This window comes from Nitrosomonas supralitoralis (assembly GCF_003011925.2).
GTDB lineage: Bacteria > Pseudomonadota > Gammaproteobacteria > Burkholderiales > Nitrosomonadaceae > Nitrosomonas > Nitrosomonas supralitoralis.
This window is the reverse complement of sequence record NZ_PXXU01000039.1, coordinates 1-14201: the sequence shown is the minus strand read 5'-3', so window position 1 is coordinate 14201 and position 14201 is coordinate 1. Positions and strand designations below refer to the sequence as shown.

Annotated in this window: 11 protein-coding genes; 5 read left to right on the top strand and 6 right to left on the bottom strand. The window is 40.4% G+C overall.

Features of this window, described 5'->3' with window-relative positions:
• Positions 1 to 11 precede the first annotated feature (11 nt).
• On the bottom strand, positions 12 to 1475 hold the full coding sequence (locus tag C7H79_RS12100; RefSeq protein ID WP_106707513.1) for a dynamin family protein: 1464 nt from the start codon (positions 1473 to 1475) through the stop codon (positions 12 to 14).
• Positions 1476 to 1906: 431 nt separating this feature from the next.
• Here C7H79_RS12100 and C7H79_RS12095 point away from each other — a divergent pair, with 431 nt between their 5' ends.
• Positions 1907 to 2614: a DUF502 domain-containing protein gene (locus C7H79_RS12095; RefSeq protein ID WP_106707512.1), complete on the top strand. Its 708-nt coding sequence runs from the start codon at positions 1907 to 1909 to the stop codon at positions 2612 to 2614.
• Positions 2615 to 2641: 27 nt separating this feature from the next.
• Here the strand turns inward: C7H79_RS12095 and ygfZ are convergent, their stop codons facing one another.
• Positions 2642 to 3682 carry a CAF17-like 4Fe-4S cluster assembly/insertion protein YgfZ gene (gene ygfZ, locus C7H79_RS12090; protein ID WP_106707511.1) on the bottom strand — a complete coding sequence of 347 codons (1041 nt, stop codon included), beginning with the start codon at positions 3680 to 3682 and terminating at the stop codon, positions 2642 to 2644.
• A gap of 118 nt (positions 3683 to 3800) precedes the next feature.
• Here ygfZ and C7H79_RS12085 point away from each other — a divergent pair, with 118 nt between their 5' ends.
• Positions 3801 to 4235, top strand: a complete 435-nt coding sequence (locus C7H79_RS12085; RefSeq protein ID WP_106707510.1) for a protein YgfX — start codon at positions 3801 to 3803, stop codon at positions 4233 to 4235.
• Positions 4236 to 4896: 661 nt separating this feature from the next.
• The gene (locus tag C7H79_RS12080; protein WP_106707509.1) at positions 4897 to 5346 is read left to right on the top strand and encodes a hypothetical protein; all 450 of its coding nucleotides are present in this window, start codon (positions 4897 to 4899) and stop codon (positions 5344 to 5346) included.
• 241 nt (positions 5347 to 5587) lie between these two features.
• On the opposite strand, the gene C7H79_RS12075 is transcribed toward C7H79_RS12080, so the two are convergent.
• From C7H79_RS12075 to C7H79_RS12065, 3 genes are all read right to left on the bottom strand, one after another.
• Positions 5588 to 5950 (bottom strand): exosortase system-associated protein, TIGR04073 family, encoded by a 363-nt coding sequence (locus tag C7H79_RS12075; protein ID WP_106707508.1) that lies wholly within the window; start codon positions 5948 to 5950, stop codon positions 5588 to 5590.
• A gap of 65 nt (positions 5951 to 6015) precedes the next feature.
• Positions 6016 to 6540: a hypothetical protein gene (locus C7H79_RS12070; protein WP_106707507.1), complete on the bottom strand. Its 525-nt coding sequence runs from the start codon at positions 6538 to 6540 to the stop codon at positions 6016 to 6018.
• A 521-nt stretch (positions 6541 to 7061) separates the two neighbouring features.
• Positions 7062 to 7319, bottom strand: a complete 258-nt coding sequence (locus tag C7H79_RS12065) for a hypothetical protein (protein WP_147383601.1) — start codon at positions 7317 to 7319, stop codon at positions 7062 to 7064.
• 416 nt (positions 7320 to 7735) lie between these two features.
• Here C7H79_RS12065 and C7H79_RS12060 point away from each other — a divergent pair, with 416 nt between their 5' ends.
• Together C7H79_RS12060 and uvrD are read left to right on the top strand one after the other, a co-directional pair.
• Positions 7736 to 8605 (top strand): phosphoribulokinase, encoded by an 870-nt coding sequence (locus tag C7H79_RS12060; protein WP_106707505.1) that lies wholly within the window; start codon positions 7736 to 7738, stop codon positions 8603 to 8605.
• Positions 8606 to 8752: 147 nt separating this feature from the next.
• Complete coding sequence (gene uvrD / locus C7H79_RS12055; protein ID WP_106707504.1) at positions 8753 to 10963, top strand: DNA helicase II; 2211 nt, start codon at positions 8753 to 8755, stop codon at positions 10961 to 10963.
• Between the two features lie 104 nt (positions 10964 to 11067).
• On the opposite strand, the gene C7H79_RS12050 is transcribed toward uvrD, so the two are convergent.
• Positions 11068 to 13119: a WD40/YVTN/BNR-like repeat-containing protein gene (locus tag C7H79_RS12050; RefSeq protein WP_242447271.1), complete on the bottom strand. Its 2052-nt coding sequence runs from the start codon at positions 13117 to 13119 to the stop codon at positions 11068 to 11070.
• Positions 13120 to 14201 lie beyond the last annotated feature (1082 nt).

Sequence of the window (14201 nt, the reverse complement as noted above, 5' to 3'; positions counted from 1 at the left end):
GTATTGAATCTTTAAACTTGTGAATTCTTACCTCCATCTCCAGAAGGATTAGTGAATTGATCATTTAATGCTTGGATGTAATCATTGGCTTCGTTAATAATTTCATCAATTGTTTGCTGTGTAACTTCATTCCAGCCTGCTGGGTTTTTTAACAGCATTGGGCGATATGCTGCTGTGCTTTTGTTAAATGCTTGTAGATATTGTTTAAATGTCTCATGATCACTTCCTAATTCACTGCCCAGTTTTCTCAGCAATCGATTGGCGACATTCCGGCGGATAAAAAAATGTATATAAATGATACTAATCAGAAGGAATGTTGTAATAGCAATTGCTGAAGTTTCTGCTTGCATGAGTTGATCGGAGAATGTTTTGAGAAGACTCCAAGATTCATTCATGGTCATGGCTGTACCTGCCAATACTGCTAGTGTGCCGAATACTAATCCATCAAAAAAGATGACCTTATTTTTCCATTTATTTAACATTTCAGAAAGTTTATTAACTTTTTTGTTTTTTATATCTTTTGCGGTTTGTTCAAGTTTGCCGACGATACGGTACGAACGTTCCACTTCAATTTGGTGCATCCGTGCATTGATATCCGCCATATCTTCTTCACGCTTTTTCTCAAAGCGTTGTCTAACATGTGGATTGGCAATTGGAACAGCTGCGCTTGGATTATAAATCCGATAAAATCGCCCACTGATTAATCCTACTTCCGCGAGAGAGCGTTGCCATGCTGAAACAACTTCTTCGGGATTGTCTTCTTGTGCCGTAACGTCAATTTGATTCAGTATATATAGAAATTTATTAGCGTCAGCCCGATTTACACTTGCCGATACCAGATAAGCCAATGTATCTTGCATAGCTTTAGGTTCGGGGTGGCGTGCATCAAAAAATACCAGCACAAGATCTGATAAGTTTATGATATGCTGAGTTAAACGTAGCGTAGATGCACGTTGATTGTCAGCATCAAAACCTGGGGAATCAATTATAATTTTCCCGCGTATGTTTTCTGATGGGCAGGTTTTTAATTGTAAATAAGCATCAATTCGTTCTTGCCCAGCTTCAGAGATTTCATCAATGCTGCGACTGATCTGAAAGAATGGAAATCGCGGATCCGCATCAAGCGCAATACCAGGAAGTGTTTTTGCCTCATTGTGACGGCTATAGCAAATCACAGTAAATTTATCATCAACAGCCTGATTGCCAGTACGTTGCAGTGGCATATTCAAATAAGAATTAATATAAGTTGATTTGCCAGCAGAAAATGTGCCCAATACCGCGATCATGGGCCACCATGTCACGCACGTCGCATAAGACTCATCTTTATTGATCAGCCCCATACTTTGTCCCACGTAATCCATTTTTCTAAAGCTTTTCACGGCATTAGCCAATGTAGGATTGTCCGGATGTTCATCGGCAAGATGTTTTTGTAGGCTTTTCAGATGCTTATTGATTTGAGTTGAGCTATGTGACATAACAATCCCTTTTCATTCTTATAAAAAGTGTATTCTGAAGTTGGAATGGATGATGCATTTTGGTGAGTTCATTCCGGTTTCCAATGGTCAAGATATTTCTAATAAGTTATTTGATATTTGATATTTGATAGGAGGAATGTAAGTTTGCCAGAATTATTTCTACATACAGCAAACAGATATCGCGTTGCAATGGGATTTAACACATTAATATATATATTTAAGGTTTATCGAAAACGACCCACTTGGTGATTCTATCAAGAACTATGATAGCTTGTCAGCAAATGATATCCCTAATATTTATGCTTAGTTTTTAAAAATTAATAATATCATGTCCAATTGGGTATTGACTGAATTTTGGCAATCTATGGTGTATTACCTGTTATAAAAAGGCAAAAGAAAATTGTTTGTTTCACTAAGGGTGATTTTAAAGCATGATGATAGAAGATAAGGGCGAGCATAATGAATCCCGCTCGGCACATGTAGCTCGTTATATATTAATAGGTTTTCTCACGATAGCGCCGTTGTGGGTCACTTGGCTAGTGTTTGATTTTTTATTGAATTTATTAGCCAAAATCGGAGATCCATTATTAAAAGCCATGGCACGAGCTATACGTCCCTTTTCAGATACTGCGGCTAGTTGGTTACTGGATTCCAATTTTCAGCAGGCAGTTGCCGCATTGTTAACTATAGTCAGTCTGTATGGAGTTGGGCTACTGGCTTCATTCGTTATTGGTAAAAAGGTCATCGATATTTATGAGAAGGTATTGGCACGATTGCCGTTGGTGCAAACAATTTATGGTGCTACCAAGCGATTCTTAAATACGATAAGTCAACCACCTGTTACAGGACAACGTGTTGTATTGATCAGCTTTCCATCTTCTGAAATGAAAGCGATCGGCTTTATCACCAAAATTATGCTAGATAAGGATAGTAATAGGAAATTAGCTGCTGTCTATGTACCCACTTCACCTAATCCTACATCAGGCTATATTGAAATCTTGCCAATTGAGGATGTCATAATGACAGACTGGACAACGGAAGAGGCCATGACATTTGTTGTGACGGGGGGTACTACTGCGCCAGAAAGCTTGCGATTTTCTCAAAAAACAAAACAGCCGGAACATTTTGACAAATGGTAAAAAGGACATGAGTATCAAAATAATTCTTTATGCTGGCAATGTGTAAGGTAGTGATTTGATTTCAAGCTTCGGGCCTTGCAACGATTGCCAATGAATATTACAGGTATTCACGCTACTTTGCTGGATGACCGCCAAAGCATCATATCCGCCGTACGGCGACGGTGCAATATTAACAATATTGCCACAGGATTGGTCAGCCATGTCGGCACTATAGAGTGCGTCACCGACCTTAATCATTTCCGTGGTGATTATGTGAACTAGAAACATGCGACGTTTAAGTTTGCCGAGATATTGAGTTCGTGCCACAATTTCTTGTCCGGGATAACATCCTTTTTTAAAACTGACACCACCGATTGCATCCAGATTGATCATTTGCGGTAAGAATGCTTCTTGCGTTTCTGGCTGAATGACTGGAATGCCGGACTGAATATCTAACCAATCCCAGCAGCTTGTACCAACAGGTTTTGCATATTGGTTAAAACGCTCCCAAACAGCAGGTGCATTTTCGACTGGTGTAATCAATTCAATGCGGTTATGTGCAACATGAAGTATGCTGGTTTTTTCAATATGTGCGGCATGAATTGCATGGTCAGTATTGTTTTCAGATCGACACAGTTCAGCTGCTAATACAGAAACATTAGGACCAGAGATGCCAATTCGAATCAAGGCATTGCTGATATCAGTCAACTGAACTTTGGAGCGCAGCACATAAAGTGATAAACGTTTTATTGTGGAGGCAACCAAGTTGGCGGGTAACTGCATGAATACATCTTGATGCTTTTGCCAAAGAAAAAAACTTGCCAAAATTCGACCTTTGAAAGTGCAATAACCTCCGTACTGAGCCATTTCCGAATTGATTTCCCGAATATCGCAACTCAGCTGACTTTGTAAAAAATTTTTGGCGTCATCTCCGGAGAATTTAATTAATCCGCGATGAGAAAGATCTGTCATAATGACTTTGTTTTGCGTGTCTTTTAGTTCTACAGCAATATCACCAAAATGCAATACGCGATCATTTTCGATGACAGCGTGCTGATCATGTAAGTAGCTTTGCCAAACTGAGTTCATAAATAAATTTAGATAGTGAATATGTGCGTGATTATACGATATCGTGCCCGGATGAAATCAAGAAGCATTAGTTGAATTCGTCATCATTCGTTAACAATTGAGGATTATGTAATTCAATATGGCGGATTTATCTATTCACCGTAAACCCTCATTTTGGCTCACAGCGATATTGAGTTTAGCCCACATTACAGCAGCCATTCTACTGTGGCCACTGTCACTCTCTTTGGGCTTCAAAGTGTTAATTGCGATCCTGCTTGTGATCAGTCTAATTTACTATTTGCGCCATGATGCTTTGCTCGTTGCAAATAATACAGTGATGTCGTTTACACTATCGGAAAAAATGCAATGTGCGGTGATCACTCGATGCGGTAAAACGATTGCTTGTGATGTATTAGGGAGTACTTTTGTTGCACCATATTTGGTCGTATTAAATTTAAAGGCCGAAGGTAAATTTTTTCCTTTTAGTATTGTGATATTACCGGATGGTATTGAAGTTGATATGTTTAGACAGTTAAGAGTTTGGCTTCTCTGGAAATGGCAAAACGACAAATAGAATAATGATCAAAATTTAAATATTTTACGCGAAATGAGGGAAAGGATGCCGACCTTATTCATTGTATGGAATTGATAAGGCTTTGTGCTCTGAATACAGTCAAAATTTAACAAAATAATTATCGGTATTTTCACTCAAGTTAATTTGTATATAATAAATAATTAAAAGTTATTCTTGATATCTTGATTAGGTAAAAGGGGTTCCGATTGTAACTGGAAAAAAGAAATCAGAAAAGCGAGGTATAAGTATAAAGCCTACGTTATTACCTTAATACTGAATGGAGAATTTAGCAAGTTGCTGAATACTGCGTTTGAAGTTGCAGATGTTAAAAAGCAAGTGGGAAAACCTTCTATGCTTAATAAAAAGTATTTTAGCTTTACGATGGAAGTGCAAATCGTTTTCCATGATTTGTTAGGTAAGAATATAGTATCGTGAGAGAAATAAGTAATTGAATATTAATAGTGCTGACTCAGAATGCTCTTAATAGCAGATAGTAATTACAATTTCTTTTGAGAACGATTGTTCATGTATTTGTGCAGCAACTGCTTGTGATTATGATTTTGTAGGCAGAGTTATATGCCCGATTTATCTTCGTACCAATTCAATCAAAGTTATTAAATAAACGTAATCGTTAACGTAAATGCAATAAACAATGAACATAATGAAACAGTTATTATTCGTGTTTTTGACAACTGGTTTATTTAGCTGTACCGCAATTTCAACAGCCAATCAACGTCCATTTGTTGATGTCAAGCTGATCGGTGTTTGGAAAGGCGAGTATCTGGAAGAAGGTGGAACCATAAAAAAATGGACACAAACTCGAAATGCTGATGGCACTTATACGATTGATTTTAGCTTTACCGAATTAGATGGTGCTATAAAAAATTTTACTGAATCAGGCAAATGGTGGGTAAAGGGAAGATTTTTTTATGAAGTGGCTTTGCCGCAAATGGGACGTCCGGATAAATATCAGTATTCTTTTGAAAAAATAGAGTGTGTTAGTTTTGCTTTGATCGAGAGCGATGGGTTAGCTGAAAAATTGGATAGCTACGAATTTAGTGAATGTCTGGTAGCAGATTCACCGCCTGCAATCATTGGAGAATCAATTTGACTTGCCGAGAGAGTATCTGAAAACCGAGCTGCCTTCTTCAAATTATTGATAGCTGCAATAAAGCACGTCTCGCATCTTTACCTTGTATTGCGGCTTATATAAAAGATTGATTTCAACTGTAAACAATAAGCAGATCTAAATTTGGTGATAATAAAGACTGAGTCGGCAATACAGTAGCTAGTGTTCTATCATGGCTTGTTGCTACTTTAATTGGCCATGATAGGCAGATGAGCAAGTTTGACTAGCGCATTTTTGCTTCAACGAAAGTCGTTTCCCGGCTAAAATCATCCCAAATATACGCTGGCTTAACCAAAGGTGTCGTAGGAATCAGGAATGTTGCAATATCGAACGCACCACTCAATGAGCGTCCAACTGCATTGGCGATACCAGTTATAAATCCGATTGTCATGCCGTGGATAACACCATCTTTATTGCCAACAATAGTAATGGTTTTAGGTATTTCAGCCACACCTGTTACTGCATTCGCAAGACCCGTTCCCAATTTCTCAACTACTTTATCAGGGTATTGATGAGCTAACGCAAAATTAGTAGTCATCAAGAAAATTACAGATGTAATAATTAGCATTTGGAATGTCTTTTTCATAATAATAGCTCCTTAGGTGAGTGGTTCTAACATGTAATTATTGTTAAATAGTAAAGAAAAATTCTCTACTTGTTATTTTCTTTTTTGGCAGGTTGTTTCAGAATATTCATGATATTTTCAACTTCGTGTTCGATTTGCTGCGCTGGATGATCACGTTTCTGCAGTTCAGTTCTGATTCTATAGGCGATTTCCAGAATCAGCAGATCCATCGTATTTTTGTCATTTCGTAGCGATGCCTCCTGATATTCCCTCTGGAAACGAGATAAGGCGTTCATTATGGCTTCGTCATTAAGATTCAAGCTGAATAAAATGGACTCCAATTCGTACTTCAGACTTCCGGAAATTGCAGGTTGCATTGATTTTTGGTCTTGTGCGGGTTCGTACGTTATGTATTTGGGCAACATTGCTGACAACATGATCAATGCAATACCTGAGCCTACTGCAGTAAAGACTATGCGCCAACGTTGATATTCTTTTCCGCGAAGTTTTATTCGGTTAATTCGTCGAAAGCCAAGCCAGACTTGAGCAATTATTCCTGCGAAAAACAGAATGATGCCAAGTGTCATGATAATGGGTACAATCGGGTGCACAGTTGACTCCTATGTTCTTATCTTAATGCGTTTATAATGCGGTTGTTAAACTTAAATTTCTGTCTCCTTGCGCAAAATCGTTGATTAAAGCCGATTCAAAGATTCTGTTCGACTTCATATTCTAGCTCAAATTGGTGCGAAGTTATTAATCGTTTGATAAGCTAAAGCAAAGTAGAAGTGAATTGTTCACTGCAAGAATAATATAAATACTATTCAGAATGAGCGTTACGTCTTTTGATATATCGATTGTTTGAATGCAATTGTAGACCGATAATGATTAGTGTGGAAGTATGACGGTGGATTCCTGGCTGGTGATGGAGTGACAAAAGTGGGAGGCTCTAGTAGTTAGTAGTAGACGTGCCGTCGGTGATTCTGCAAGAGATTGGTACGCGGTGATCTTTAGCATACATGCATTGAATATAACAATTTAACTGATTTCATATCGCTGTTTGTTGACATATGCGGAAGTACTGCAGTGCCCGTTCCTACCAGTCTGCCAGCTAAAAGGCCAGTGTCTGCTCCTATTGCGCAGCACCTCCACCGCCGGAAATTGCAACGCCAGAGGCTGCACCAAGCCCAGCACCGATTGCGGCACTTTCGATGCCACTCGATACCGTGGTTTGACGTGGCATCAAACCCACAACTTGTTCGTATGCATAACGTCGACATTCATAATCATCCTGACAAATTTGGGCAAAATTTTTGCCGAAACCTGGCAGCGTCATTACGCTGGGGCTAGCCGACAAATGGATGCATGCAGTCAGAATCAAAATTATCAAGAGAGTTAGTAATTGTTGAATTGCTTAGACTATGTCGCAACTAATTGTGACATAGTCCATGAAAAGATTGTATTCAATGACCTATTTATATTTAGATATGCATTGATTCTTTAATCAATCTGGTAAATAAAAATGATAATTATGCAAATTCTTCTGACTGAAAAACTGCAGACGACGATTATAATGCACTCTTGGTATACAATATACCTGCTAATCAATACATACAGTTAATTTGGCATGATAAAAATTCTAGTAGATCATCAGAGTCTTTCGCGGCCGTATTGCACGGTACTGACAGCGCGGGATGATGAATCCTTGCTGTTGAATCTAATGAGAAAGAAGTATCATATATAAAACAACATAATGGCCCTGTACCTTATTTGGCGCCAAGAACACTTTTTTAGGAGAAAAATCAAATGTCGCAAAAACACCCGGTTATCGCCGTTACCGGATCTTCAGGTGCAGGCACCTCAACGGTAAAAAACAGTTTTGAACATATTTTCCGTCGCGAAAAATTAAAAGCGGTTATTGTAGAAGGCGATAGCTTTCATCGCTATGATCGTGATGCGATGAAACAGGCTGTGGCAGACTCAGAAAAAAGCAATGGGCGCCCGATCAGTCATTTTGGCCCAGAAGCCAATGAATTTGAAAAATTGGAAGCCTTATTTAAGGAATATGGCAATAACGGCAGCGGCCAGACCCGCCTATATTTGCACAATGATGAAGAAGCCAGTCCTTGGCAGCAAAAAGCTGGTACATTTACTCCTTGGACACCGATTCCAACTGGCTCTGATTTATTGTTTTATGAAGGTTTGCATGGTGGTGCAAAAAGTGATTCGGCTGATGTCGCCAAGTACGTAGATTTGTTGGTTGGCGTGGTTCCAATTGTGAATCTGGAATGGATTCAGAAAATATTCCGCGATACCAGTGCACGCGGTTATTCAACTGAAGCGGTAACTCACACCATTCTGCGTCGTATGCATGATTATGTTCATTACATCACACCACAGTTTTCGCGGACGCATATCAACTTTCAGCGTGTGCCTACGGTTGATACATCCAATCCATTTATTGCACGTGAGATCCCAACATTAGATGAAAGTTACGTGGTGATCCGTTTTAGAAAGCCAGAAATGGCGGATTTTCCGTCCTTGTTGAACATGATTCATGATTCATTTATGTCTCGTCCGAATACGATTGTCGTTCCGGGCGGAAAAATGGGAATGGCGATTGAACTTATATTGGCACCGCTGATTCTGGATATTGTAGCTAAAAGTAGAACTTAATAGTTTTTGATTTACTTCGATTAATTCATGAATCGCGATAATAAGTGAATAATTTTTTATCGAGTTCTGGATTAATCAAGGTATCGGAAATCCATTTCACGCAATAGGCCTCAAGCATGTCCAAGCTGTTCTAGACTTTTCCGGTTCATGACCACCTCCTCACTATTATCCAATCTGAATCCGCAGCAACGGGAGGCGATTACGCTGCCACATCAATCTGTTTTGGTGCTGGCTGGTGCTGGCAGCGGCAAAACACGTGTGTTGACAACGCGTATCGTATATCTGATCCAATCCGGGCAAGTAAATCCGCACGGCATTCTGGCTGTAACATTTACCAATAAAGCAGCGAAGGAAATGCTGACGCGGATTACTTCCATGTTGCCAATTAATCCGCGCGGAATGTGGATTGGCACATTTCATGGTTTGTGTCATCGCATGCTTCGGACACACTATCAAGATGCGGGCTTGCCGCAAGCATTCCAGATCCTTGATTCTGCCGATCAATTGGCTTTAATCAAACGTATTCTGAAAGACTTATCAGCTGATGATAAGAAATTTCCACCACGTCAAGTGCAATGGTTTATCAATAATGCTAAGGAATCTGGATTACGCGCTGCCTACGTTACGATTGATGATGTTTTTTCGCGCCACATGCTAGAGTTTTATCAAGCGTATGAGCAGCAATGTCATAAAGAAGGTGCAGTGGATTTTGCTGAATTGCTGTTACGCTGTTATGAACTGCTGAGCCGCAATGAAATCTTATGTCAGCATTACCGAGAACGTTTTAATCATATTCTGGTGGATGAATTTCAGGATACTAACCCTTTGCAATACAAGTGGCTCAAACTGCTGGCAGGTACGGGGGCAAAAAATGCTGCAGCGGTTTTTGTGGTTGGTGACGACGATCAAAGCATTTATGCGTTCCGCGGTGCGTATGTCGGCAACATGAAAGATTTTGAACGTGATTTTGGTATCACTAAGATTATCAAATTGGAGCAGAATTACCGTTCACATGGCAATATTTTGGATGCGGCTAATGCATTGATTGAGAATAATAGTGAACGACTGGGAAAAAATCTCTGGACTGCAGAAGGAAGGGGCGAGCCATTGCGCGTATTCAACGCGTCAAATGATTTTGATGAGGCTGCATTTATTGTCGAGGAAGTCAAAACCTTGCATGCGGAGGGCATCGACTTATCAAAAATGGCTTTACTGTACCGCTCCAATGCGCAGTCAAGAGTGCTGGAACATAGCTTGTTTAATGCTGCAATACCTTATCGCGTCTATGGTGGCATGCGGTTCTTCGATCGTCAGGAAATCAAGCATGCGTTGGCTTATTTACGCTTAATTGCAAACCCCGATGATGATAGCGCTTTGTTGCGAGTCATTAACTTTCCGGCGCGTGGTATAGGCAGCCGTAGTCTGGAGCAATTACAGAATGCCGCCAAGGCTCAAGGCAGCAGCTTGTGGGCGGCAGCCTTGCAAAAATGTGGCGGTGAAACGGCGATGCTGCAAGAAACGCAAAGACCTTTAAAAGGGATTGCCAAGTTTGTATTTTTGATCGTGACGATGCGTCAAAATTGGAGCACATTGCCGTTGCCTCAGATGGTGGAGTACATGCTGACTCACAGCGAGTTATTGGCGCATTATGCCAAAGAACGCGAAAGTGCTGAAAGGCTCGAAAATTTGAATGAATTAATTAATGCTGCAATCAGTTTCGTGCATGAAGCCGAGAATGACGCACTGGCCGAATTTTTGGCACATGCATCGTTGGAAGCTGGCGAGCATCAAGCCGGTAGTGGCCAGGATGCGTTGCAATTGATGACAGTTCATGCCGCCAAAGGCTTGGAATTTCACACCGTGTTTCTGAGCGGATTGGAAGAGGGGCTTTTCCCGCATGAAAACAGTCTGAATGAAAGCAACGGTGTTGCAGAAGAAAGGCGCTTGATGTATGTGGCCATGACACGTGCACGTCGCCGGTTATATCTTAGTTTTACGCAAAGCCGTATGCTGCATGGTCAAACTCGATATAACATTGCGTCACGCTTCCTCGACGAAATTCCGCAAAGTTGCCTAAAATGGCTGCAGCCATCGCCGAGGAGTATGAGTACTCCTTCTTACTACTCAAATTCGACTGAGCATACCGCTACAAAGGCATTGAGATCTTCGTCAAGTATCTCATCGAGATCTTCCAGCAACGGATGGAGAATCGGACAGATCGTGATGCATGCCAAATTCGGTTCCGGTGTCATTATTAACTGTGAAGGTTGCGGCAGCGATGCGAGGGTGCAGGTGAATTTTGATCGCGTTGGAATGAAATGGCTATTGCTTGAGTATGCAAAATTGACTACGGTTTAGACAGATAGATCGTTGTGCAGGTGCCGTTTAAGCAAAAACTCAGTTACTAATAATTCTACTCGGCCTAGGCCGAGTAGAATTATTTTTCTATAAGCTTCAACTACTTAATTATCTGGAAATCCTGCTACTGCCCAGGTTAAACCACCATCCGTTGATTTATAGATACTTTCTCTTGTCGCCCCTACAATCGTAGAATCTGCTGCATAGGTAGGTGATATCTGAAACTCAGTAAATTGAATATTTTCATTTACAAGCAGCGATAACGTTGTGTTCAGCGAAGCAGTTACTACGCCAGCTCCGTTCAGATTGGCGCGAAACAATCCTTTGCCGCGGACATTGACAAAGACTTTTCGATCGGTTTCGAAATTTGGCGAAAATTCCACTTGTTGAACCACTGCATTTGATCCAACGGATGCGTGAGTCTCTTTTGTCCAAGTGGTGCCACCATCGGTCGAGCGATAAATGCCATTATTTGTGCCAACCAGAACAAGATTATCGGTAGCAAACTGCGGAGATATTGCAACCCACGTATATCTTTGCCCAACCCACCCAACCGATACGATCGAACTAGTGCCTACACGTAAGAAAGTATTTCCACCATCCTGAGTGCGCCATACTTGCCCACCGCGGGTAGCGGCAAATGCAGTGCGGTCGTTGGCATAATTAGGCGACACGGCTACATTTGTAATCGGTCGATTCAGTGGAACGCCACGTTGTAACTGCCAGGTCTTGCCAGCGTCTTTTGTTTGCAGTACACCATGAAATCTCGAGCCGAGATAAATTTCCTGATCGTTAGCAAAGTTCGGCGATGCTGCTAGAGTAGTAAAAGTGACGAGATCTGGTCTAATATCAGGAAATCTTGGAACAAATTTAACAGTCCAACTGGCCCCGAAATCGGTCGAGTTTCCCACGAATGCATTTCTTGCCGAAACGACTGTTTGAGTGCTGTCGGGATTCTGTACAATATCCGAATCAAAAAAGTTCAACTTTCGTTCTCTTGGATTAGGCCAACCACTGGCAGACCAGGTTGTGCCCCCATCAGTAGAAATGGCTATACCTCTCCCGACATATGTTGTAGCAATCATCTTTTGATCACTACTGAAACTCGAGGATAGCGCAAGCCCAGTCAATATACCTCTGCGTGTTTGTCTTTGCTTCCACGTAGTGCCGCCATTTTGAGAGAAAAATAGTCCATCAAACACCGGTAAAAAAATTGTTTTGTCGGTTGCGTATGTTTGGGATACTTGTAAATCAGTTAATTCATTGAGTAGTGATGTCTGTTTTGTGATTCTGGCTCCAGAATTAAACAGCGCCCAATTATCACCACTGTCTGTGGACTTAAATACCGATTTAGTAAGGCTGGTACAAAAAACCGTACGATCGATCGCGTAGTTGGGCGAAACTGCTATATTATTGATCGCTTCGTTGGGTAGATTAGCCCCTTTGTTGATAAATGTGCTTCCTCCATCATCGCTGTAAAAAATCCCAAAGCTTGGGGTCGCCAGGAATATTTCCGTAGCGTTACCAGGCGCAATGGCCATATCGTAGATGATTGATCCGGTTGGATTTCCTAGATTGGTCCAGCTATTACCCCCGTTGCTGGATTTTTGTAAGTATCCAGTGTCGCTTGCAATCACCAAAGTGTTATCGGTGGCATAGTCGGGCGATACTGCAATAAAAGCCACCTTATTGGTTTTATCGAGCACTTGAACCCAATTTGCATCTGCGCTGGAGCGGCGGAACAAGGCACCGTTAGCATCAGCAAAGAAAAGCACATAGCCATTACTGGATTCAGCAACTTCCATCTTTCTTACAATCTTGTTCCAAGCAGCAAGACCTGTATTATAGGGTTCCCACAAATCACCACGGTTTGTTGAACGATAAATACCGCCTTTACCTTTAAGACCCGCAAATACAGTCTGGTCGGTAGCAAACTTTGGTGAAACGCGAAGAACGCTATATTCGTAAGGATGATTCATCCCGTTTGGAATGTCGGTCCAGTTAAGACCTCTGTCGGTTGACCGCAAAATTTCATTGTAACGCCAGCCAGTGTATGAACCGTCTGTTACTAAAAACATCGTTTTGTCATTGGCATAATCGGGTGATGCGGCAAATGCATACACCATGTCATGAGGCGTATGAGCATGCGTACTCATGCCAGTAATGCCAATTGACATAAAAAACGCAAAAATCACAGCGATTCGTCGAATCCCATTGATTTGAAATTTGTTTAATTTGATTAACATATTTAACCCTTAAAATTTTAGTTGCTCATTGATTGTTGACTCCATCAAATGAAACTTTTCCTGTGAATTTATTGAAAAATCCTGAATATCTGTGCACTTGAATTCACAAACTATAGATTAAGAATAGTTGAAATATCTTTTTGTACAATAGGCCATTTGTACTTATTTTTTAGTACATATGTACATGAAAGAATACTTCTGGAGATGCTATTTATAAAAAATATTCAATTAATTCAGTAACTTAGTTGTTACTATTATTGATTGGATTGCGAAATGTTCTTGGCCGGTATTTTTATTTCCAGGTGTGCATTCTGGATTTGCGTTGAGAAACTTGCGAAAACATTCTAAATATATGAGAACAATTTTCTGGATTACAAGTATAAATCGCTATAGTGTACCAATTCACACTCACAACATAGATGCTTTACGTTTTCTTAACCAGAAAATGAATTCTCCCTCTTGTTCTTATTACTGTAAATAGTTTAGTAAGAATATTGGGATAGAAATCTATTATTCTGAACGACGTTGGGCCAACAATGAAAATCCAGAAAAGAGAGCCTAGTGCATGGTGCAGTCATGTCAGACTACACCATTTAATGTTTCCAAATATATTTTTTCACATAATATCGTTGAGTTGTTGTGAAAGCACTTATGAATTTGGTGGCGCGGTTGCGACGGATTGTATCGTGTTTATAATGGTTAATGTTTGATGGATAACCCCTGAATCCTAATCTCATGATATGAAATACATAACGACAATTCTGGAAAAGAGGGGCACAATTTCTGGTGTTACTACTTATTAATTTGTCCTAATTAACCTGATCGGAGTCAACTGAATGAATGTTCACATTCTTTGTCGTCATACATGATTTTGTTTTCCGACCTGAGAATATGAGGTAATCAACAACTAAAAAAATCCAGACTCTATATATAGCGTCACTCGACTTAGGCCGATTGACGCTATATATTATAATCTTCTCTATCTACTTATC

Excerpts from the sequence above, each read along its gene's own strand:
- C7H79_RS12100 (WP_106707513.1), bottom strand. The coding sequence starts at position 1,475 with ATGTCACATAGCTCAACTCAAATCAATAAGCATCTGAAAAGCCTACAA.
- C7H79_RS12095 (WP_106707512.1), top strand. The coding sequence starts at position 1,907 with ATGATGATAGAAGATAAGGGCGAGCATAATGAATCCCGCTCGGCACAT.
- ygfZ (WP_106707511.1), bottom strand. The coding sequence starts at position 3,682 with ATGAACTCAGTTTGGCAAAGCTACTTACATGATCAGCACGCTGTCATC.
- C7H79_RS12085 (WP_106707510.1), top strand. The coding sequence starts at position 3,801 with ATGGCGGATTTATCTATTCACCGTAAACCCTCATTTTGGCTCACAGCG.
- C7H79_RS12080 (WP_106707509.1), top strand. The coding sequence starts at position 4,897 with ATGAAACAGTTATTATTCGTGTTTTTGACAACTGGTTTATTTAGCTGT.
- C7H79_RS12075 (WP_106707508.1), bottom strand. The coding sequence starts at position 5,950 with ATGAAAAAGACATTCCAAATGCTAATTATTACATCTGTAATTTTCTTG.
- C7H79_RS12060 (WP_106707505.1), top strand. The coding sequence starts at position 7,736 with ATGTCGCAAAAACACCCGGTTATCGCCGTTACCGGATCTTCAGGTGCA.
- uvrD (WP_106707504.1), top strand. The coding sequence starts at position 8,753 with ATGACCACCTCCTCACTATTATCCAATCTGAATCCGCAGCAACGGGAG.
- C7H79_RS12050 (WP_242447271.1), bottom strand. The coding sequence starts at position 13,119 with ATGAGTACGCATGCTCATACGCCTCATGACATGGTGTATGCATTTGCC.